Origin of the sequence: Virgibacillus proomii, assembly GCF_900162615.1 — a bacterium.
GTDB classification, from domain to species: Bacteria; Bacillota; Bacilli; order Bacillales; family Amphibacillaceae; genus Virgibacillus; species Virgibacillus proomii.
The window spans coordinates 321,708-341,805 of the sequence record NZ_FUFN01000009.1 but is presented as its reverse complement, the minus strand read 5'-3'; the positions used below and the strand labels follow the sequence as shown (position 1 = coordinate 341,805).

At 34.7% G+C, this 20,098-nt stretch carries 17 protein-coding genes and 3 pseudogenes; 13 read left to right on the top strand and 7 right to left on the bottom strand.

Features of this window, described 5'->3' with window-relative positions; all coding sequences use genetic code 11:
• The first annotated feature begins 42 nt into the window (after window positions 1–42).
• The 5 genes from licT (at window position 43) to BN1066_RS04310 (ending at window position 6,835) form a co-directional block, all read left to right on the top strand.
• On the top strand, window positions 43–882 hold the full coding sequence (gene licT, locus BN1066_RS04330) for a BglG family transcription antiterminator LicT (RefSeq protein ID WP_077318263.1): 840 nt from the start codon (window positions 43–45) through the stop codon (window positions 880–882).
• A gap of 198 nt (window positions 883–1,080) precedes the next feature.
• On the top strand, window positions 1,081–3,003 hold the full coding sequence (locus BN1066_RS04325) for a beta-glucoside-specific PTS transporter subunit IIABC (RefSeq protein WP_077318262.1): 1,923 nt from the start codon (window positions 1,081–1,083) through the stop codon (window positions 3,001–3,003).
• Between the two features lie 616 nt (window positions 3,004–3,619).
• A complete protein-coding gene (locus BN1066_RS04320; RefSeq protein WP_077318261.1) occupies window positions 3,620–3,946 on the top strand; it encodes a glycoside hydrolase family 3 N-terminal domain-containing protein in 327 nt (108 codons plus the stop codon).
• 495 nt (window positions 3,947–4,441) lie between these two features.
• Entirely contained in the window at window positions 4,442–5,881 is a 1,440-nt protein-coding gene (locus tag BN1066_RS04315; protein WP_077318902.1) for a glycoside hydrolase family 1 protein, read from the top strand.
• Between the two features lie 120 nt (window positions 5,882–6,001).
• Window positions 6,002–6,835 (top strand): Cof-type HAD-IIB family hydrolase, encoded by an 834-nt coding sequence (locus BN1066_RS04310; protein WP_245799697.1) that lies wholly within the window; start codon window positions 6,002–6,004, stop codon window positions 6,833–6,835.
• Between the two features lie 76 nt (window positions 6,836–6,911).
• On the opposite strand, the pseudogene BN1066_RS04305 reads toward BN1066_RS04310, so the two are convergent.
• Together BN1066_RS04305 and BN1066_RS04300 are read right to left on the bottom strand one after the other, a co-directional pair.
• Window positions 6,912–7,099: pseudogene (locus BN1066_RS04305) on the bottom strand (antirestriction protein ArdA); the annotation flags it as partial.
• Window positions 7,100–7,476: 377 nt separating this feature from the next.
• Entirely contained in the window at window positions 7,477–8,109 is a 633-nt protein-coding gene (locus tag BN1066_RS04300; RefSeq protein WP_077318260.1) for a CatA-like O-acetyltransferase, read from the bottom strand.
• Between the two features lie 720 nt (window positions 8,110–8,829).
• Here BN1066_RS04300 and BN1066_RS21170 point away from each other — a divergent pair.
• Window positions 8,830–8,928, top strand: a pseudogene (locus tag BN1066_RS21170) (IS3 family transposase); the annotation flags it as partial.
• Between the two features lie 421 nt (window positions 8,929–9,349).
• On the opposite strand, the gene BN1066_RS04285 reads toward BN1066_RS21170, so the two are convergent.
• Window positions 9,350–10,066 (bottom strand): dihydropteridine reductase, encoded by a 717-nt coding sequence (locus BN1066_RS04285; protein WP_077318259.1) that lies wholly within the window; start codon window positions 10,064–10,066, stop codon window positions 9,350–9,352.
• A 145-nt stretch (window positions 10,067–10,211) separates the two neighbouring features.
• On the opposite strand from BN1066_RS04285, the pseudogene BN1066_RS04280 reads away from it, so the two are divergent.
• From BN1066_RS04280 to BN1066_RS04250, 7 genes and pseudogenes are all read left to right on the top strand, one after another.
• Window positions 10,212–10,328, top strand: a pseudogene (locus tag BN1066_RS04280) (terminase small subunit); the annotation flags it as partial.
• Window positions 10,329–10,920: 592 nt separating this feature from the next.
• Window positions 10,921–12,066 carry a ThiF family adenylyltransferase gene (locus BN1066_RS04275; protein ID WP_077318258.1) on the top strand — a complete coding sequence of 382 codons (1,146 nt, stop codon included), beginning with the start codon at window positions 10,921–10,923 and terminating at the stop codon, window positions 12,064–12,066.
• Window positions 12,067–12,072: 6 nt separating this feature from the next.
• Window positions 12,073–12,957 (top strand): hypothetical protein, encoded by an 885-nt coding sequence (locus tag BN1066_RS04270; protein WP_077318257.1) that lies wholly within the window; start codon window positions 12,073–12,075, stop codon window positions 12,955–12,957.
• Between the two features lie 50 nt (window positions 12,958–13,007).
• Entirely contained in the window at window positions 13,008–13,952 is a 945-nt protein-coding gene (locus BN1066_RS04265) for an ABC transporter ATP-binding protein (protein WP_077318256.1), read from the top strand.
• A complete protein-coding gene (locus BN1066_RS04260) occupies window positions 13,939–14,715 on the top strand; it encodes an ABC transporter permease (RefSeq protein WP_077318255.1) in 777 nt (258 codons plus the stop codon). The genes BN1066_RS04265 and BN1066_RS04260 overlap by 14 nt, the downstream gene beginning before the upstream one ends.
• A 5-nt stretch (window positions 14,716–14,720) precedes the next feature.
• Entirely contained in the window at window positions 14,721–15,446 is a 726-nt protein-coding gene (locus BN1066_RS04255; protein ID WP_077318254.1) for an ATP-binding cassette domain-containing protein, read from the top strand.
• The gene (locus BN1066_RS04250; protein ID WP_077318253.1) at window positions 15,443–16,159 is read left to right on the top strand and encodes a hypothetical protein; all 717 of its coding nucleotides are present in this window, start codon (window positions 15,443–15,445) and stop codon (window positions 16,157–16,159) included. Before BN1066_RS04255 ends, BN1066_RS04250 begins: the two co-directional genes overlap by 4 nt.
• A gap of 105 nt (window positions 16,160–16,264) precedes the next feature.
• On the opposite strand, the gene BN1066_RS20585 is transcribed toward BN1066_RS04250, so the two are convergent.
• The 4 genes from BN1066_RS20585 to sdaAA all read right to left on the bottom strand — a co-directional run bounded on the left by BN1066_RS20585 (window position 16,265) and on the right by sdaAA (window position 20,087).
• A complete protein-coding gene (locus BN1066_RS20585) occupies window positions 16,265–16,456 on the bottom strand; it encodes a transposase (protein WP_281250261.1) in 192 nt (63 codons plus the stop codon).
• Window positions 16,457–16,592: 136 nt separating this feature from the next.
• Window positions 16,593–17,138 (bottom strand): hypothetical protein, encoded by a 546-nt coding sequence (locus BN1066_RS04240; protein WP_143695732.1) that lies wholly within the window; start codon window positions 17,136–17,138, stop codon window positions 16,593–16,595.
• A gap of 656 nt (window positions 17,139–17,794) precedes the next feature.
• Window positions 17,795–19,123 carry an aromatic amino acid transport family protein gene (locus BN1066_RS04235; protein ID WP_077318251.1) on the bottom strand — a complete coding sequence of 443 codons (1,329 nt, stop codon included), beginning with the start codon at window positions 19,121–19,123 and terminating at the stop codon, window positions 17,795–17,797.
• Window positions 19,124–19,205: 82 nt separating this feature from the next.
• Window positions 19,206–20,087, bottom strand: coding sequence for an L-serine ammonia-lyase, iron-sulfur-dependent, subunit alpha (gene sdaAA, locus BN1066_RS04230; protein ID WP_077318250.1), 882 nt, complete (start codon window positions 20,085–20,087; stop codon window positions 19,206–19,208).
• Window positions 20,088–20,098 lie beyond the last annotated feature (11 nt).

Below are 20,098 nucleotides of genomic sequence, written 5' to 3'. Positions count from 1 at the left end.
TGTATATCAGATTTCCTAAAATATGATTCAGGTGTGAGTAATATGAAAATCAAAAAAATATTAAACAATAATGTAGCATTGACTTATAATGAGCAGCATCAAGAAGTTGTCGTTATGGGTTTAGGCTTGGCTTTTCAGAAAAAAGAAGGCGATTCCATCGATCCAGAAAAGGTAGAAAAGATCTTTATATTGGAGCATAAAGGTATATCTAATAAGATTGCTGAACTATTAAAAGAAATACCAGAGATTTATTTGGAATTAGCCCATCAAATTATTGAACTGGCCAAGTCTAGACTATCCTACCAATTAGATGATTATTTATATGTCGCTTTAATTGATCATTTGAACTTTGCGGTGGAACGCCATAAACTGGGATACGATTTGAAAAATGCATTGTTATGGGAAATTAGCAAGTACTACAAGCAAGAATACAAAATAGCGCTAGAAGCGCTGGACATTATTAACCAAGAATTAAATATAGAATTGCCAGAAGACGAAGCGGCTTCCATTGCATTGCATTTTGTTAATAGTCAGCTTTCTGGTGAGAATATGACAAAGACTGTTCAAGTGACGGAAATGGTCAATGACATATTAAATATCGTTAAATATTATTTTCAAATGGACTTAGATGAAGACTCAGTCAATTATGAGCGATTTTTGACACACTTGCGCTTTTTTGCCATGCGTTTTATTCGCAAAGAAAAATTGGAAGACACGTATGATGAGTTTTTATACGAGCAGATTAAAGTGAAATATGATAAAGCATATCGATGCGCAGAGCGCATTGCCTCGTATATTAAAAAAGACTATAACTGGTCCATTTCACATGATGAAATATTATATTTAACTTTGCATATTCACCGGTTAACCAATCGAATTTAAGTAGGATTATTTAAAAGACTTTAATGAATAAACAAGCATTTCCCGAATGTTTTGTTAAAAGGGTTTTTTGTACTTTAAAGAGACTAAGAATAGTAACATTCTTTTCTGTGAAAGTGCAAACAAACAGTATGGAATCTTGTCTGTAAAAGCATTCGGGTTTTTATTTTAAAAAAACAGATTAAAATTGGAGGGGTTAAAATGAAATATAAGAAGCTAGCGAAAGCCATAATCGAAAATGTCGGCGGTAAAGAAAACGTTAACAGTGTTGTGCATTGTATTACTCGCTTACGCTTCAAACTAAAAGATGAAGGAAAAGCGAATACACAAGTGCTGGAAAAGATGGATGGCGTTGTTACGGTTAGACAAAGTGGCGGGCAGTATCAAGTTGTTATAGGGAACCACGTGCCTGATGTTTATAAAGCAGTTGTTGCTGAAGGTGGTTTCGAATTGAATAGACCGGTTGATGACCCGGATGATAATAGTGATAAAGGTAGCTTATTGGACCGATTTATCGATATGATTTCTGGTATTTTCCAGCCAATCTTAGCTGTATTAGTAGCCTCAGGTATGATCAAAGGGTTTAATGCGTTATTTATTGCGGCGGGTTGGCTTAATGAAGCAAGTGGAACCTACCAAGTTTTAAATGCAATTGGAGATGCATTGTTCTACTTCCTGCCAATATTCCTAGGATATACAGCAATGAAGAAATTTGGCGGAACACCTTTCTTAGGAATGTTGATAGCGGGTGCACTAGTTTATCCAGCGCTTGATCCGAGTGCTCAAGCGGGCGAGCCTTTATATACATTATTTGCAGGTACCCTATTTGAATCACCCGTTCATATTGAATTCTTTGGTATTCCAATTATTTTAATGACGTATGCGATGTCGGTTATTCCAATTATTTTTTCTACATTTTTCGCTGCAAAGCTTGAAAATTTTTTTGCGAAAATAGTACCAGACGTTGTAAAAACATTTATCGTCCCGATGCTGACCGTACTTATCATTGTTCCATTAACCTTTATTGTCATTGGTCCAATTGCTACATGGGCAAGTCAGTTGCTCGGAGCAGGAACCATTTGGTTATATGAGCTAAGTCCTGTGATTGCTGGAGCGGTTGTAGGTGCTTTCTGGTTAGTATTTGTTATGTTTGGACTGCACTGGGGACTTGTCCCAATCGGGATCAACAACTTTGCCAGTCAGGGGTGGGACCCGATCTTAGCATTAATGTTTGTCCATTCCTTTGCACTAGCTGGAGCTCTTACAGCAATCTGGATTAGAACGAAAAAACAAAAGTTGAAAACACTAACCCCTCCAGCTATCATATCAGCTATCTTTGGGGTAACAGAGCCTGGTATGTACGGGATAGCCTTACCACTTAAAAAACCATTTATCTTCACACTAATCGCATCAGGAATTGGCGGTGCATTATTAGGACTGTTTGGTACGATTGGCTATACAATGGGGGGACTTGGAATATTTCAGTTACCTAGCTTTATCCATCCAGAAGAAGGCATGAATGCTGCATTCATTGGTGCCCTTATCGCAGCTGTCGTTGGAACAGTGTTAGCTTTTGTACTGACTTATTTCTTTAGTGGTGCAAATAAAGAAAATGAAGAATCAACTCAACCAGCTCCACAAGCAGAAGATAACACGAAACAAAATGTAACAAGTGAAGTAATAAAAAGTCCGTTAAATGGTGAAGTGTTCAAGTTAGCTGACATTTCCGATTCCGTTTTTGCATCAGGTGCGTTAGGGAAAGGTGTCGCAATCAAACCTTCAGAAGGAAAGTTAATTTCACCTGTAGCTGGTACGGTTTCTGCTTTATTTGAAACACAACATGCGATTGGTATTGTAACAGAGCATGGTGCAGAATTATTAGTTCATATTGGTATGGATACGGTTCAATTAGAAGGAAAGTTCTTTAACGCACATGTTGCTCAGGGAGACAAAATAGAAAAAGGACAATTGCTCATTGAGTTTGATATAGAGGCAATTGAAAAAGCTGGCTATAATATTTTTACTCCCGTTGTTATTACAAACTTTGATCAATATACGTCCATTGAAACTGCAGAAGAGGGAACGATTCAGGTTGGAAAGCCAATTATATTTTTAGAGAAATAAAATAAAGCCTTCTATGGATGCAAGAAAAGATGCACCATTAAAAGCAGTAAACTTGTCAGAAAAACATAGGAGGAATTAATAATGTAATAAAGAGTAAACTAGTATCTATTTCATTGCTGGTATTGTTGTTAGTGCTTAAGTGCCTGTACAGATAGTAATTCTGCTACTAAAGAGAGTGGAGAAAGTCAAGACGGCCAAGAAAGCGAAGAGAGTCAAGAAGCTGAAGATGCCCAAGATCTTGTCTATTCATATTCTCTGATGGTGAAACGCCATTTGGTGTAGTGGAGAACCCTGACGGGGCCAAGGATTAATTTTTCATTAAGTAGCGGTATTCATATGTTGACTGAGGAAGTAGATGGGGAGACTTATTACTTCATAGATTTAAATAATACCGGAGAATGGGATACTTTTGAAGATTGGCGTGAGGGCACGTGCAATTGCACTAGCAGAAGTATTATCCGTAGATCAGATTGCTGGTTTGATGTTATTTAGTTCACATAAATGGGATCTCCTGGTTTAACAAACGATCAAAAGCATATTTAGAAAATGATAACCTGCGTAATGTGTTACATGCAGGATCGAACGATGTAGAGCAAGTGTAAAATGGACGAACCAGATGCAAGCATTTGTTGAAGAATTAGGAACGGAAGATGAACCAACCATTCCGGTAAACTTTAGCTCTGACCCAACAAGTACAGCGGGTGAGGCGGATGTTATAATGCAGTGGCGATATTTCACGCTGGCCATAAATTTAGGCTTGGCAGCAACGTTCAATCCGGATATCATGCGAGATTTCTCTAAGACATCATCTGAAGAGTACCAGGCATTAGGGGCACAAATTGATTTAGCGACTGAACCTCGTTGGTTACGGGTAGATAGAACGTTTGGTGAAGGAAGTAAATTAGCTACTGGGCTTGCGGAATCTTATACGAATGAATCTTAGTCAATATTTGATGGAGATGGGAATGATTTAGGCTCGGGCGATGATTCCATTTCTATTATGATTAAACACTTCTCAGGAGAGGGTGCTGGCGAAGGTGGTTGTTAATCACATACGTTTCAAGGTAAGTTTGCTGTTTTCCCAGGTGACAATTATGAGGAGCATCTAAACATATTCACAGGCGGGGGATTAAACCTAACTCGTAAAACACAAAAGAACCCGCATCTGTCATGACTGTCTATTCCATTCAAGTAGATGGTAAAGGAGATGTGTTATTTGGTGATGAATACGTCGCTTCCGCATATAACGCTGACATCGTAGATCTCTTACGAAAGATAATGATTATGATGGTATCATTGACGATGAAAAAACAGAATGCTTTGTAGAGTAAGTTCACGAAAGAAAAGTTAGGTTAATACTTGAATGAAAGATGTTATCCAAGCGTTTACTCATAAAAACATTGCTTGGATGGCATTACAAAATGAAGGAGGTCATTACATGACAAAAAATACGAGATTTCCAGAAGGATTTTTATGGGGCGGAGCAACGGCTGCGAACCAGTTAGAAGGTGGCTTTGGTGAAGGTAATAAAGGATTGAATATTGCCGATGTCTTACCAGGTGGTAAAGAAAGGCTTAAAGTATTAAGTGAACCTGGGTTTGACTGGGAGATTGACAAAGATAAATATTACTACCCGAACCATTTAGGTATTGATTTTTATCACCGGTATAAAGAAGATATCGCTCTTTTCGCCGAAATGGGATTCAAAACCTATCGCTTATCCATTGCATGGTCTAGAATTTTTCCTAATGGAGATGAACTGGAGCCAAACGAAGAAGGATTGGCATTCTATGATCGTGTCTTTGATGAATTGGCAAAGTATGATATTGAACCTGTTGTTACTTTATCGCACTATGAAATGCCATTAAACTTAGTGAAAAATTATGGCGGCTGGAGAAATCGTGTGGTGATTACATTTTTCGAAAGATATGTTGAAACGGTATTAAACCGCTATAAAGATAAGGTAAAATATTGGTTGACATTTAACGAAATAAATAGTGGATTTATGATGCCGATCATGGGACTTGGATTTGCGATTCAAAAAGAAGAAGATAGGTACCAACCAACATTTCAAGCCCTGCATCATCAATTTGTCGCAAGTGCACTTGCTGTTAAAGCAGCACATCGAATTATCCCGGGATCTCAAGTAGGCTGTATGATTATTTATGCTCCAGTCTATTCCTATGATTCCAATCCTGAAAACGTCATGTATGCACATGAAGAAAGTCGTTTATTTAATAATTTCTGTACAGATGTTCAAGTTCGAGGGAAATATCCTACTTTCATTAATCGCTATTTCAAGGTACATGACATTAATATCGAAATGGAAGATGGCGACTTAGAATTGATTAAAGAAGGTACTGTTGACTTTATTTCTTTAAGTTACTATATGTCTCGTACAGAAAGAAAAGAAAAAACTACAGATGAAATCGGTCAAGGTAACATGGTTGGTGGTGTTAAAAATCCATTCCTTAAAGCAAGTGACTGGGGATGGGAAATTGACCCAACAGGTCTTCGTATTACACTTAATGAACTTTATGATCGGTATGAAGTACCGTTATTTGTAGTGGAAAATGGTTTAGGTGCTTATGACAAAGTAGAAGAGGATGGCAGTATCCAGGATGACTACCGTATCGAATACTTAAGAGAACATATTAATGCGGTCGGAGAGGCTATTAAAGATGGCGTAGAAGTGATGGGCTATACTTCTTGGGGATGTATCGACCTTGTAAGTGCATCAACAGGAGAAATGTCCAAGCGTTATGGCTTTATCTATGTAGACCTAGATGATGAAGGTAATGGTACATTAGAACGTAAAAAGAAAAAATCATTTTGTTGGTATAAAGACGTAATCGCTACGAATGGAGAAAAGCTATAATCTCTCGGGGAATCCTAAACAAATTTAATTTGTTACTTCCAATTGTCAAGTACACTGAATAATTGAAGGTTATTTATTCATCATTGATGTAAGATAAATGTAGTACAGGAGTTGGATAGGTTGAAAAAAATTATTTTTATGGATATCGATGGGACACTCGTCAATGATAATGGAGTGGTCCCTGAATCAGCAAAGTCTGCGGTGCAAAAAGCGAGAGAGAACGGTCATCTTATTTTTATCAGTACAGGGCGTTCGAAAGCAGAACTATATGAGGATATACTGGACATAGGATTCGATGGCATTATTGGCGCAGTTGGAGGATATATTGAAGTTGGTCAAGAAGTCATTTTACATGAAACCGTGGACCCTGAAGATGTCCAGCATCTGGTCGATTATTTTAGCCAGCATGGTATTGATTTTTATTTAGAGTCCAACGGTGGGTTATTTGCTAGTAAATACTGCAAAAAACATATACGCTCCATCATTGATAAAGAAATCAAGGAAAATCCCGGAGCGAAGGAGGAAATTGAAAAAGGAATCCTTCCATTCCATGATGCGCTGATTGAAGGTGAAAGTTCGATAAGAGACGACATTAACAAGATCTCCTTTTTAGGATCAGACATACCTATCGAAAAGATAAGTGAAGAGTTTGGAACAAAATTCAATATTTCTAGCACCGTACCTATCTTCGGGGAAAATAGTGGAGAATTATCCATTCCAGGTACCCATAAAGAGACAGCTATTGTAAAGGTATTAGAACATTTGAATATAAATAGAAAGAACTCATTTGCTTATGGTGATGGGATGAATGATTTGGAAATGATTCAATATGTTCACCGTGGAATTGCTATGGGAAATGCTAAAGAAGCTCTGAAGCTAGTGGCTGATGATATTACTGATACTCCTGATGAAGATGGTATATTTAATAGTTTTGTAAAGTACGGGTTAATATAAAAATTGGGGCCCGTCACTCGCTGAATTTTGTGATATCCTACGAAAGTAGCTACCCCATCTGGATGAAGATGGGGTTAGAAATCGGTGTATATTCATCAATTTCAAATGGCAACTCGTAATCATGTACGGTATATTCTTCATATTGCCATTTAAACCAATTCTAATTTTTACGTCTTCCATATCAATAGGAGGGGTAAACCAAACACCGACAAGTTCACCTTTATTATATTTTCCAAGGTTTGAGATATAGACTTGCATTTCCATTTGAATTAATCGTCCTTGTTTCTGAGAATAGGCAATAAAAAACAGCTAACTGTTTAAAGTTAGCTGTTTTTTATAAGATATTTTTTCCAGTAGTATGTTAAATTAGGTTCCATCATACAGTTGTCACCAATTATCACTTCAGCCATATCTAAAATAGTACAATATATCCAGCATAAAAATCATTGCCAACATGAATGTTATAACCTAAGTTATAATGGAAATTATGTTTTATACTTGGGTTGATGTCCGCATTCCCAAACAAATTCTTAATAATTTCCTCTTTCCTTGCTTCATCATCACAATATTATTAAATCCCTGAATAAGTTTATTTGCGTGATTGTTTTCTTTTTTTAAATCCTCCCTATTCCTCCTAAAAGTTAACGGTTCATTTCACGTTGCAGTATTTCAAAAAATAACGTCACATGATAGCCATCTACTGTTGCATGATGAACCTTAATATTCACTGGCATTAGCAACTGTGAACCAACTTTTTCGTACTTTCCACTGGTAATCATTGGTGTTAAATTATTTTTGATAGCTCCTGGTTGAGATGAAAAATGTTCAAAATGCATCCAAGGAATTGATGAAATATTCACCACGTTAGGGGGAACAGCTCCCATTGGTGCGATATCTGTTGTGTTTGCATACTCTTTTATAAGCTTTTTGTACTCACGGTCAAATGTTTTATAATCTGTTAATCCTTCCAACCATAAACTATAAAATAATTCAGTTTCCTGATTAAAGTTCGTAAACGTTGGTACTAATTCTTGCCATTCTACTAATTGCTTATCTATGTGGGCATATCTCAAATTCGGAATCTTGTTAACCGATCTAGTCAAATTAAAAATAGAGTAAGCATAAAAGCTTATAGATTCATCTTTGCATTTTTTAACTGCCCGAGTAACATCAATTTTTACTGTCATTTCAAACGTTGTGTCTGTCGCCATAAAATAATCATAATAGTCTCTTCTTGGAAAACTTTCTAAATCAATGACTTGATAAGTTGTCATCTATTTCAACCTCTCATGTAATATATTCAATTATTATTCTATCACTACATTGTCGGTAAGACAGCATTTTAACGCTGTCTTACCGACTACAGCATGTATAAAACTTTGCATAAATATCATCAAAATTTAATTTTACCTTTTATGATAAACAAAATATTTTAAGCCTTCATACGTCATTTTAAGCCACTTAAAATCAAAGTACGAAGGGAGCTGATGTTATGAAACAAACAAAGCAAGGAAGGTCTTCCCTCTACTCTCAACAAATGATATATGTATGTGAAATTTAATCAGAAAGTTAAAAAAGAAAGAGGCGAAAACATATGAAACTAAAATTTGTTATCCCGAATACAGAATAGACGTTCGTCAATTTGGAGTTTGCCGGAGAAGGCAAAACACAGCAGCCAAGAATCAACGGGCGCATGACCGTATTATCCACACAGGTATAACTTGGTAAGCGTCAATAGCTATGTATTTGGACACAGAAACAATAATTGACTAGTTTTCAAAACATTAGATGCAATAGCTACTTTAAACGAAGAAGAACATCTACTTATTCATAGTGATCGAGGATTTCAATATACTTCACATGGATTTAAACGTAGGATAGATAAGGCTGAGATAACACACAGTATTCACGAGTTGGTAAATGTATGGATAACGGACCAATGGAATCTTATCTTTTTGGGGAACACTCAAAAGTGAAAAGTATATTTACATAAGTATGAGACATTTGAGGAGCTATCTAAAGCGATGGATGAGTACATATATTTTTATAATCATGATAGATATCAAGAACGATTAACGGCCTCAGTCCTATAAATATAGAACTAAAGCCGCTTAAATCATTTTTATTATTTCCACTGTCTACTTGACAGGGGGTAGTTTATTAATAGGTGGGGACTATTTACGCTTACATATATTGGTAATATATTGGAAGTGAGATTTATCAATACATTAAAGTAAAAGTCCATTTCCGGAACAACAGATTCTAACAAAAAGATAAGGATTACGAATTTTAAATCGAACGTAAAATCAATTAGTAAAAACTAATAAAACAGCTAACTGTTTAAAGTTAACTGCTACTTTAGTTTGGACTATTTGAATTTATTTCTAATGTTCACTTCAATTTTAATCTTTACATTAGAAATGACATCAATTTTTTTAGACTCATCTTAAACAATCGCGCCCATGATTAATGGAACATCTATTTAATATTTATAAATTAAATATTTTATCTCACTTAAATTGACAAATCAAATGATAAAAACTTAGGCCGTTGTTGTTCATGCTTGTCGAGTATAATCTGTTCCGGCTTGATGCCCTGTTCACGCAGTACTTCAATGTTCTGTACGAGGAACTCGTCACTGCCGACAACATAAAAAAGTCCATCCTTGTCAGCAGCAAGTTTTTTTACTTCTTCATAGTAGTCTTTTCGGTTATCAACAAAATGTGATGTGAACTTCTTGTCAGGAACGGTTTCGAAAATATTAGTGAATAAGAAATCTTTTGATGAATCGATGTTCAAGGAATGAATTTGATTGACGTTGTCAGCACGTTCGAAATAATCAAGCACAAGCGGTCTGAAGGTTGCCAGACCAACACCTGATGACAGCAGGTAAACATTTTTTCCATCTCTTTTAAGCGGTACATTCGAATGAGTTTTAAAGAGTGCAATCTTATTGCCGACTTCAAGGTTTCTTAAAATCGCTTTAAACTCAGAGCATTGTTCTCTGATACGTGTTGTGATACCGATTGAATTTTCATGCGGTAAAGTCGAGATTGACATATGGCGAATTAGCCCGCGGTTTGGTTTATCTCCAGCATTAAAACCTTCCAGTGCGAAGTGGGTGTGAGCACCTTCTTCCCATGTAAAGCCTTCCGGACAGTCGAGCATGTACGTTTTAATCTCAGGCGTTTCTTCAATAATTTTATTTATTTTAGTCCAGTATATTTGCATTATACATTCTCCTTATTCAATTATATGTTCGTTACTATCTAATATACAACAATTGATAATAGTTATCAATTAAGCAAATTCAATATTTCAGATAATTTATGTGACTTAAATTTAGAAACAAATTAGCAAGAAAACTGGCTCTGAACTTTTTTGTATTTATTATGTTAAAGCATTTAATGCTACACAAGCGGCTATTAAAGCAGATTATTCACCAGATAAAGCACATGTCCAAGGTAGCAAGTTGTTAAGTAATGTTAAGGTTAAATCCTATTTTTTATAACCATCACTTCCCATAGTTAAGTCAATAAATTAACAAAATAGCAATTATTATCCGACAATGCATCATCTAGCTTATAGATGGAAGTGTGGATATCAAATATAATTTTGATTTGAATAAATAATATTTTATTCGCTTTGAAAGAAAAAAGTACTAGTACTTTATTACAGAACTTACTTTAAAAATTAAGTTGGTGAGAAAAACGTATGTTTTATAATGGTTTAAAAAAAACAAAAAATAGAGAAAAGTGTTTACTTTATTAATAATATATGGTAATTTTACAGTAGTTAACTGTAATTATATATCATATATAGTAATTATTACCTAATATAATCAATAATTACAGTTAATACTACAAAATAAATTCTTAATATTAGGAATTTGTTTTTAATTTATATAAAGGAGGTGAATATAATGAAAAACGTTACAGTTCGTAGAGCAGTAAAGGTTGATGCTACAGCATGGTGGATTATTGTTTAATATTTTATTACTCAATTATCAACGATCAAGTCGAGACTTTATAATCTGATGTCTCGACTTGGTCGTCTCATCAAATTTAAAATAAGGAGACTATATTATGAATTGTAAATACGATAGACCTCGAATCAAAGCAATTTATCCACTATATAGACTTAATGAAATGGAGTTTAGAATTGGAGCACAATTAGGTATTACTGCTGAGTTTGGTGACCCAGATGGTCATTTATGGGAGCTAGCTTCTCGATTAGATGGAAGAAAAGTAGAGGAAGTAATAAAAGAGATGCTGGAATTATTTCCAGAACTTACCAAAGGGGAGGTATTAGAAGGTATCCAATTACTTGATAACGAAGGTTTTTTAGAAGAAACACTTGATGGTCATGAAAGTGGTATCCAAGAACGTTACATAGCAAATGTTAATTACTTTAGCAGATACACTGGAACAGAAGGGAATAGATTTAGTTTTCAAAAAAAAATTAATGAATCAACTATTCTTCTATTAGGACTTGGTGGAGGAGGATCAAATGTATTAACCCTCTTGTCAGGAATTGGCGTAAAGAAGGTTATTATTGTAGATTACGATAATGTAGAAGAGAGTAATTTAGGACGGCAGTTATTATATAGGGAAGCGGATATTGGTTTGCCTAAGTGTGAAGTGGCAGCAAAAGCTATTTCCGAAATGAATACTCAACTAATAGTTGAATCACATAATAAAAAAATTGAAACTCCAGAAGATATTTTACAATTTACCGATGGGGTGGATTTGGTAATTTGTGCTATTGATGAACCTCCATTTGAAGCGCAAAGAACTGTTAATCAAGCAATAATAAAAGCTAATGTACCATGTGTTTTTGGAGCTCATCAAGTTAGTCGTGGAAGGGTTTTTACTGTATTACCAGGTAAAACAGGTTGTTTTGATTGTTTGAACCTCCATTTTAGTGTTAATGACCCGAAATTTATAGATCAATTCGTAGGTTTTAGAAATATCAACTTTTCACCTCCTTCAATTGCATATGCCCCATCAATATTCCAACTTACATCTGCAATTGTAGACGAGGCAGTAAGAGTTATTACGGGATACGCACCACCAAGAAGTTTAAGTACTCAATATGAAATAAATTTTGAAGATGGTTCATCTTTTACACACCCGGCGTGGGATAGGTACACAGAATGCCCTACTTGTGGTAACGGTCGTTCAGATGACTGGGAAATATTTGAATACTACAAAACGAAAAACAAGGCGTAATTTTTAATGGAAAAAAAACATTCTCTTAAACCAATTAAGGGGAGAAGATTGAAGAGTGGCGATTGGATAGTTGTAGCAAAAGAATCAGACGCCCTTATAGTTAACGAAGAACTAGCAAAATCTTTAATCCATAATAATTCATTAGACTGTTATGATATTGAGACGGTACATCTTCTTCAGGAAAATGGTTTTTACATTGACGAAAATGATAAAATAGAGTCTTTTCCAGATGAGAAGAACAATATAAGATGGAATATTAAACGTATGACTCTTTTTATATTAGGTGGACTTTCTATATTAATTTCGCTTGTCTTAAGCTTATTTAAGGGAATACCTAGCGGAAGTGTTCTTATTAATAGTAGAATCCCTTTACCCGCTAACTTAATCTATCTAATTGCTTTTTCTTTAATAACCACTTTAATTCATGAGTTAATGCATATAATATTTTCACGTTCATATTTTTTTAGAACAGGAGGACTAAGATTAAATTTCGTTCAAGCTAAGGCGACTGTATCTATGACCCATATATGGGTCTGGTCTTTCTTATCGAGACTGGCTGCTTTATCTGCCGGTTTAGCATTTGATTCCTTTCTCTTAGCTACTTTATTGATTTTAGATTATTTTGTAATAGATTGGAAAGTGTCCGCGGCTATTTCGATTCTATGGTTAAGAATCATTTGGCAATTTAGATTTCATAAAAATTGCGACGGATACTTTATTGTTTCGGCTTTATTTGATAATCCAATACTTGGAATAGATAGTAATGAAAGTAGTAAAGAAATTAAAATTTCGAGAGTATTGAAAATAATTGGGTATGCTGTTAATCTGTTAATAATTGTTTACTGGGTTATACCTTTTTTATGGATTCTATTTTCAAGTATTTTTTTGTAATTCATTGAAAGCGGATTATTTAAGATAAAAAAGCATTGGAGGTTGCAATGATGATAGAAATTAAGGGGGATAATAAAAATTTAAAAATTAATGCTATTTCTAAATCTTATAAGCGTGGAACTGTAAGAGCAAACTGTGACATTTCAGCTGTACTTCACCCAGGGCAAATTGTAGCTGTTATAGGTCATAATGGAGCTGGTAAATCAACATTATTAAATCAAATCATTGGTATCGTTAAACCTGATCAAGGTCAAATTGATTACCAAGGAATATCATTTATTAATAATACAAAATCTGCTAGAAATCTTGTTTCTATGATGCCACAATTTCATGCACCATTATCAGGTGTTACTTTGCGTCAGTCGGTTGAATCAATATTACATATTCGTGGCATTTCAGGTAAAAAAAACAAAGAACTTTGTAAAGAAATCTTAGATGAACTAAAGATTGATAAATGGGCAGATAGACCTGGTGAAAAGCTTTCTGGTGGTTTACAAAGATTGGCATCATTTGCTATGGCAGTGATATCACCATCTCCTATACTCCTACTTGATGAGCCTACAAATGATGTTGATCCTGTAAGAAGAAAGTTAGTTTGGAATTATATGAGAAAGTTAGCTAAAAATGGGCATATTGTAGTTGTAGTTACTCATAATTTATTAGAAGTTGAGCAGTATGCTGACCGCTTTCTATTATTGAATCATGGTAAGTTGATTCAAGATGAATTGATAATAGGAGAACATAAACAAATATCGACCAATACACTTTTTGTAATCATGAATGATTGGGGTTCCCTATCAAATCTACCTAAATCATTAGAGACTAGATACATAGAGGAGGAGATGCAAATTATTTTTAATCTTTCTGCTGAACAAGTTCCTGATGCAATAGCATGGGTATTGAAACAAATTCATGAAAGGAAAGTGGTTAATTACAGGCTTACATCTGCATCGCTAGAAGCATCATATAGGGGGTTAACAGATGGAAATGAATAATACTATAACAATTAATGGGAATAATGGATTGGTATTAAGAATCAAAAAGTTCTGGGGGCTAATTCGTTGGAGTCTTGTAAGACATAAATATCTTTTACCCATATTTAGTATTGTACAAGTAGCTTTTGCGTTGGCAATTGTGTATGGCCTGGCACTACTAATTCCAGATATGAATGATACCTTGGCTTTATATTTATCCTCAGGAGCAATTGCTCTTGGAATTATTGCGGTTGGATGTGTGCTAGCTCCACAGATAGTCAGCACAGCCAAGCAAGATGGTATCTTTAAATACCAAAAAACACTGCCAGTTTCTCGTAGTTCAATACTTGTGGCGGATATTATAATTTGGTGCGTTGCTTCACTACCAGGAGTTTTTATGGGATGTTTAGCTGCAATACTTCGATTTAATATCTCTTTACATATAACATATTTAAGCTTTTTATTTATTTTAATTGCTCAGATAACTATGATATGCATCGGTTTTGCAATAGCTTATACTTTTAAGCCAAATGTTATGGCTTTAGTAACACAATTAATAATGATCGGTGGTTTATTATTTTCTCCTATCACTTATCCAATGGAAAGATTACCGGAGTGGACGACTTACATCCATCAAATACTCCCATTTGTCCCAACAACAAATTTATTACGTTCAACATTATTTAATTATGGTGTGTTTTCACTAATTGATTTAATAGTCGTATTACTTTGGGCTATTCTTGGGTTTCTAATATCTTTTATTGTGCTTTCGAGAAGGGACTAGATTTTATGGTAAATATATTAATAGATAATCTATGTAAGGTTATTAATGAAAATGAGGTTATAAGGAAAGCTGATGCACATATTTCTGGAGGAGAAATATGTGCATTCATTGGACCAAATGGAGTAGGTAAAACAACTTTATTGAAGTGCTTATTAGGTTTACTCTCACCAGACCAAGGATCTATAAAGATAGATAATCAAGTGTTGTCTAAATCGAACCGTTCAGAAATGTTGAAGGAATTTGGCTCTGTAATTCAACTCCCTCCGAGTACTTCTGATATGACCGTTTATGAGTTATTTGTTGAACACTATAATTACATGGAAATAAAAGAACCTACTCCTCATATGGAGATGTTAGAGCTACTTGAATTACAAGTTCCACTAACAAAAAAGATAGGTCAATTATCTTTAGGGATGAAACAGCGTCTTCAGTTAGCAATAGCTTTATCTCATCGACCAAAAATAATTATATTAGATGAGCCCTTTAATGGACTTGATTTTGATGGTATAAACCTAATGAAGGAAATCCTTTCTGATTTAAAAGGTAAAGGCGCTTGTGTAATAATAACTAGTCATTCCTTATCAGAACTTGAGAATTTCGTTACTAGTGTAGTATTCATGTTGAATGGTAAAACTTATAAAAAAAGAGAGCTTAAAGATATAGTTAAGAATTATTCCGGAGGTCTTAAAGAATACTATTATTTTTTGAAAAGGGGAGGAATAACTAATTGAGAAGAATAAATTATAATTTTGAACGCTCCAAAGTAAAGAAATTCAATAAGTCTATCCTTTTAACAGCTTTTTTTGCTCAGATTATTTCACTTTATTTTTTTACTATTATTGGGCGTTTTGATGCTTCTGAATCCGATAATATATTAACTAACTATAGCGCTCTTTCAGGATTAGCTTCTACAATCTCCATGTGTATATTAGTTATTTATGGAGCGATTATTATAAATGGAACTCTTGTTAAAAATTATATTGGAGAGAATAAAATTAGAACTTATTCATACCCAAACGGAAGGTCTCAATTATTCTACGACAAAGTAATGGCTTTTTCGAGTGTTTTTAATTCCTTTCAGTTCTTAGGTATGGCAGCGGCTAATATCGTTTATTTAATTATAGAATCGCTATTTCCAATACTTGATTCCCACGTATTTGCTCTAAGTTATTTAGTTCACTTTTTTATTATTAATATATCAACAGCTATACTAACTGTATCATTAATAATTTTTTCAGGGCTAGCAGGTGTATATTTGAATTCAACAGTCGCAACTATTGTAACGGGAGTTGTTCTAATAGCTGTGCTTGGTAATGTACTAGCAATGGCTTTCGCTAGTCATTTACTAGTCACATTAATTTCAACTATTCTGATTGCATTCCTATCCGTAATATTAATTAAATTAACCGGTATAAAAATAGAGCAAGATGAAGTGTTATCATAATAAGATTGTTTTTTATACTTTGTGTTTGTGAAGAAGAATATGACAGACAGAGGAGTTAATCAAATTAGGAAATATATGTAAGCGTAAAATAGGTTCTTTCCATTGTTAGTTGAATTTGCGTGATTCAAGTAGTAATAATTTATTTCGTAATAGATCAAAATTACTTCTGCCATACAGGATACGTTTGATGGTTTTTAACTTGTTGACACTGCCTTCGGCTAGCCCATTACTATAAGAGAATATAAATGCATTCTCTAATGCATTTCCTTTTTCAAGCCGTTCAGAAAACTGTTTAATTGAGTTAATTCAAGGGTTTCTGCCTTGGTAATTCATGCATGTAATTCTTCTCTTTGTCCTGAAAGAAGAATTGATTTAAAACTCCAAACTAAATCATGAAGTTTTTCTAAGATTGGATATTTGTTGAAAGCATTCTTTACTTGTTCGTCAGTGAGTTTTCACTTGAACCAGCGTCGTCATAGTCTTCTATATCTTTTTGAAGCCTTTTTTCTTTCGCTATAAATTGTCTTATTGCGGCTTGGGAACCAGTATATCCTTTCTTAGCGATAGATTTATGAATATCTTTATAAGGAATTCCTTTGGAATGCATAGAAATGACTTCTTTTCTAAAAGGAGAAAGTTTGCCAGGCCGTTGTACACCATATTGACCATGAACGGGGTTGAAATCGGGAGATATGTAGTTTTTAATTATTTTCTTTGTGTGACCAGTCTTATCTATTATTTGTCTCACACTGTATCCTTTATCATGTAATGCTCTTACTTTCTCAACTTTAGACATAATTTTTTCGATAGCTTCTCTGTGTTCTTGTCCACGCTTATCATTTGAACCTTTAGGGATGTTCTCTTCGTCCATTTTAATATATTTTCGGATGGTTTGAATGCTACACCCCGTTAATGATCTGATTTCTTGTAGCTTTAGAATCGATAAAGGAAAAGTACTCAGTAAACGTTGTTCGATCACATAATGGATTATCTTCGATTCATCAGCGTAATAATTACCTTTTACCCTTGGATAGGCAAATCCTGAAAACTTCGCTTATAGCGTGAATGAGTTCTGGAAGATATAATTTGACAATTCGGGCATGTGCAATTTTTTCGAGTGGATTCAACATAGAAATAGATAGAATTCGTCGATATCTCAGTACTTTTACAAATCAAATTTTCATCAAGTAAAAATTTGATTAGTTTATCCATCTACAACACCCTTCCGATTGATAATCGTTGTGTATATTCTAATAGATTAGAATATACAGTAACTTTGGAAAGAACCGTAAATAGTCCCCATCTAATTAATAGGTGGGGACTATTTTACGCTTACATAACGTTTTCCTTTTCTACGGATCACTGATTATAATTCTGTAATTTGCATTAAACGATAAATGCGTTTGTGATTGAACATTTTTCTTCCCTTTCCGATTTAATATTTAATGGAATTCTTCGATAACCATAAACCTATAGTGGACATTCACGACCAAGTTATCACCCATGCCAGGCGCACAGTAAAAAAACCTTATTCGATGTCGAATAAGGTTAAGGGGTTTGAGCTTCTTTTTTCTTCAAACCATTTGGGACAATTGAACTTGTCCCTCCGGACCACCTTAGAAAAAGTCTAGTAGATTAGAAGAATGCTTTAATACTTGATAGAACTACTAGTATGCCCACAATAATGACAAATGCGTTGCTAAAATAATTTTTTCTGTATTTAGCTAGTGCAGGCACTTTATAGATTGCATACATTGGTAATAAGAATAAAATTAGCGCAATTAGTGGTGCATTAATCATATCGATTAAATCAAGAATACTTGGGTTTGCATAAGCAACTAGCCAGCATGTCACGATCATAAATCCAATGATGATGTTCTTCACGGTTTTACTATTTATATTTTTTCCTCGGGATTTAGCGGCTTGCACAATAATGTCTTCTAATCCTTCATATGCACCCACATAATGGCCAAGGAAAGATTTTGTAATGGCAATGAAAGCAATGATAGGAGCTGCATATGCGAATAATGGCATACTATATTTATTAGCAAGATAAGAAAGAATTGGTAAATTTTGTTCTTTGGCAAGTGCAAGTTCACCAGAAGTCACACTTAAGACAGTACTGAATACAAAGAACAGTACAACAGAAATCGTCATGATATAACATACCTTTTGAATTTGGGCACATTTGCGGTCTACATTTTCTATTCCATAGCTTTCCCGTTGTTTAATAACAAAAGTAGATATCATAGGAGAATGGTTAAACGAAAATACGATGATTGGTAGGATAAACCAAGCCATTCCTAAAATATCTGTAAAACCTACTCCTCCATTTACAGATGCAAAATTACCAGCTAAACTTAAATTTGAAAAATCCCATTGTGGAATCAAATATAGAGAAAGAAACACCAGAGTTGCTATAAATGGATATACAATCCAGCTCATTACTTTTACAGTAACATCATGACCAAAATTCACGATAAATATTAGACCGAGAACTAAAATAAGTGATAGTATAATTCTAGGTGGTGATTGCATTTCCAATTGATTCTCCATGAAACTGCCTGCAGTATTGGTTAATGAGACTGCATACATAAGCAATATTGCATAAATCGAAAAGAAATAGATGATATCAAAAACTGTACTGGCCTTTTTTCCGAAATACTCCCTTACTGTAGCTGTAATTCCCTCACCAGCAGATTCGGAAGAGTAGATCATTTTAGCCATCGCCCTATGTGAAAAGTACATGACAGGGAATGCAAGTACCGTAATTAAAAGTAAAGATAATATCCCCCCTGCCCCAGCATTAATTGGTAAAAAGAGTACACCTGCCCCAATTGCTGTTCCAAAAAGACTCATTGCCCAAGTGGTATCTTGCATATGCCATTTATTAGGGTCTTTATACTGTTTAACATCTTCTGTAGTTTTTTTAACTTCATGTACTTTAGCCGCACTTTGACTCATTTTAATTTCCTCCTTGTGAGGCATGGATTTTAATTATTGTTTACAACTTCACAATATGTTTTATTATAATATGGGTAAAATCTTATTGTTCTTTTCCGAGAATTTTATTTCTAATAGCAATGCCTGTCGGTGTGTCTGCAACCCCACCTAAGCCAGTTTCCCTTAATTCCCGAGGCATCTGTCTACCTACTTTATACATTGCTTCAACTACTTCATCAGCATTTATTAGATTGTCTACACCAGCTAATGCTAAATCTGCTGCAACTAATGCATTAGCCGTTCCAACGGCATTTCTTTTTACACAAGGAATCTCTACCAAACCTCCAACTGGATCACAAACTAAACCGAGTAAATTTTGTAGTGCGGTTGAGAAAGCGTGAGCTGATTGCTCTGGTGTTCCTCCTGCAGCTTCTACTGCCGCTGCAGCCGCCATTGCGGAGGCACTACCTACTTCAGCTTGACATCCTCCTAAAGCTCCTGCAATACACGCATTATTTGCTACAATCATACCAAATAATGCTGAAGTAAACAGAAAATGAATCTGTTCCTCACGACTTAACTGTAACGTTTCTTTAATGGTAAAAAGTACACCCGGGATTGTTCCACTTGCTCCAGCTGTTGGCGTTGCACAAATAACTCCCATAGCCGCATTCACTTCATTTGTGCCTATAGCACTCTGGACGCCTCTCATCATTATATCGCCAGAAAGCGTTCTTCCACTTTCACGGTATTTTTTAATTTTAACCGCTTCTCCTCCAGTTAACCCAGTCAGCGAAAATACGCCATCGCCTTCAATACTCCTATTTACAGCATTTTCCATCGTTTCTAAGTTTTTTTCCATCTTCTGCCAAGCTTCATCAAAAGTAGATCTCATTACTTCCATTTCCTGTTCTATTGCTAATGTATAAATGGGTACTTGTCTTTCATTTGCAGCATCTACTATTTCTTTAATAGACATATACATACCGTTTCACC

Bases quoted from the DNA above. Each gene is read 5' to 3' on its own strand.
- BN1066_RS04260 (WP_077318255.1), top strand. From the start codon at position 13,939: ATGGAAATGAATAATACTATAACAATTAATGGGAATAATGGATTGGTA.
- BN1066_RS04255 (WP_077318254.1), top strand. From the start codon at position 14,721: ATGGTAAATATATTAATAGATAATCTATGTAAGGTTATTAATGAAAAT.
- licT (WP_077318263.1), top strand. From the start codon at position 43: ATGAAAATCAAAAAAATATTAAACAATAATGTAGCATTGACTTATAAT.
- BN1066_RS04270 (WP_077318257.1), top strand. From the start codon at position 12,073: ATGGAAAAAAAACATTCTCTTAAACCAATTAAGGGGAGAAGATTGAAG.
- BN1066_RS04285 (WP_077318259.1), bottom strand. From the start codon at position 10,066: ATGCAAATATACTGGACTAAAATAAATAAAATTATTGAAGAAACGCCT.
- BN1066_RS04320 (WP_077318261.1), top strand. From the start codon at position 3,620: ATGCAAGCATTTGTTGAAGAATTAGGAACGGAAGATGAACCAACCATT.
- BN1066_RS04300 (WP_077318260.1), bottom strand. From the start codon at position 8,109: ATGACAACTTATCAAGTCATTGATTTAGAAAGTTTTCCAAGAAGAGAC.
- BN1066_RS04275 (WP_077318258.1), top strand. From the start codon at position 10,921: ATGAATTGTAAATACGATAGACCTCGAATCAAAGCAATTTATCCACTA.
- BN1066_RS04235 (WP_077318251.1), bottom strand. From the start codon at position 19,123: ATGAGTCAAAGTGCGGCTAAAGTACATGAAGTTAAAAAAACTACAGAA.
- sdaAA (WP_077318250.1), bottom strand. From the start codon at position 20,087: ATGTATATGTCTATTAAAGAAATAGTAGATGCTGCAAATGAAAGACAA.
- BN1066_RS04315 (WP_077318902.1), top strand. From the start codon at position 4,442: ATGACAAAAAATACGAGATTTCCAGAAGGATTTTTATGGGGCGGAGCA.
- BN1066_RS04325 (WP_077318262.1), top strand. From the start codon at position 1,081: ATGAAATATAAGAAGCTAGCGAAAGCCATAATCGAAAATGTCGGCGGT.
- BN1066_RS04265 (WP_077318256.1), top strand. From the start codon at position 13,008: ATGATAGAAATTAAGGGGGATAATAAAAATTTAAAAATTAATGCTATT.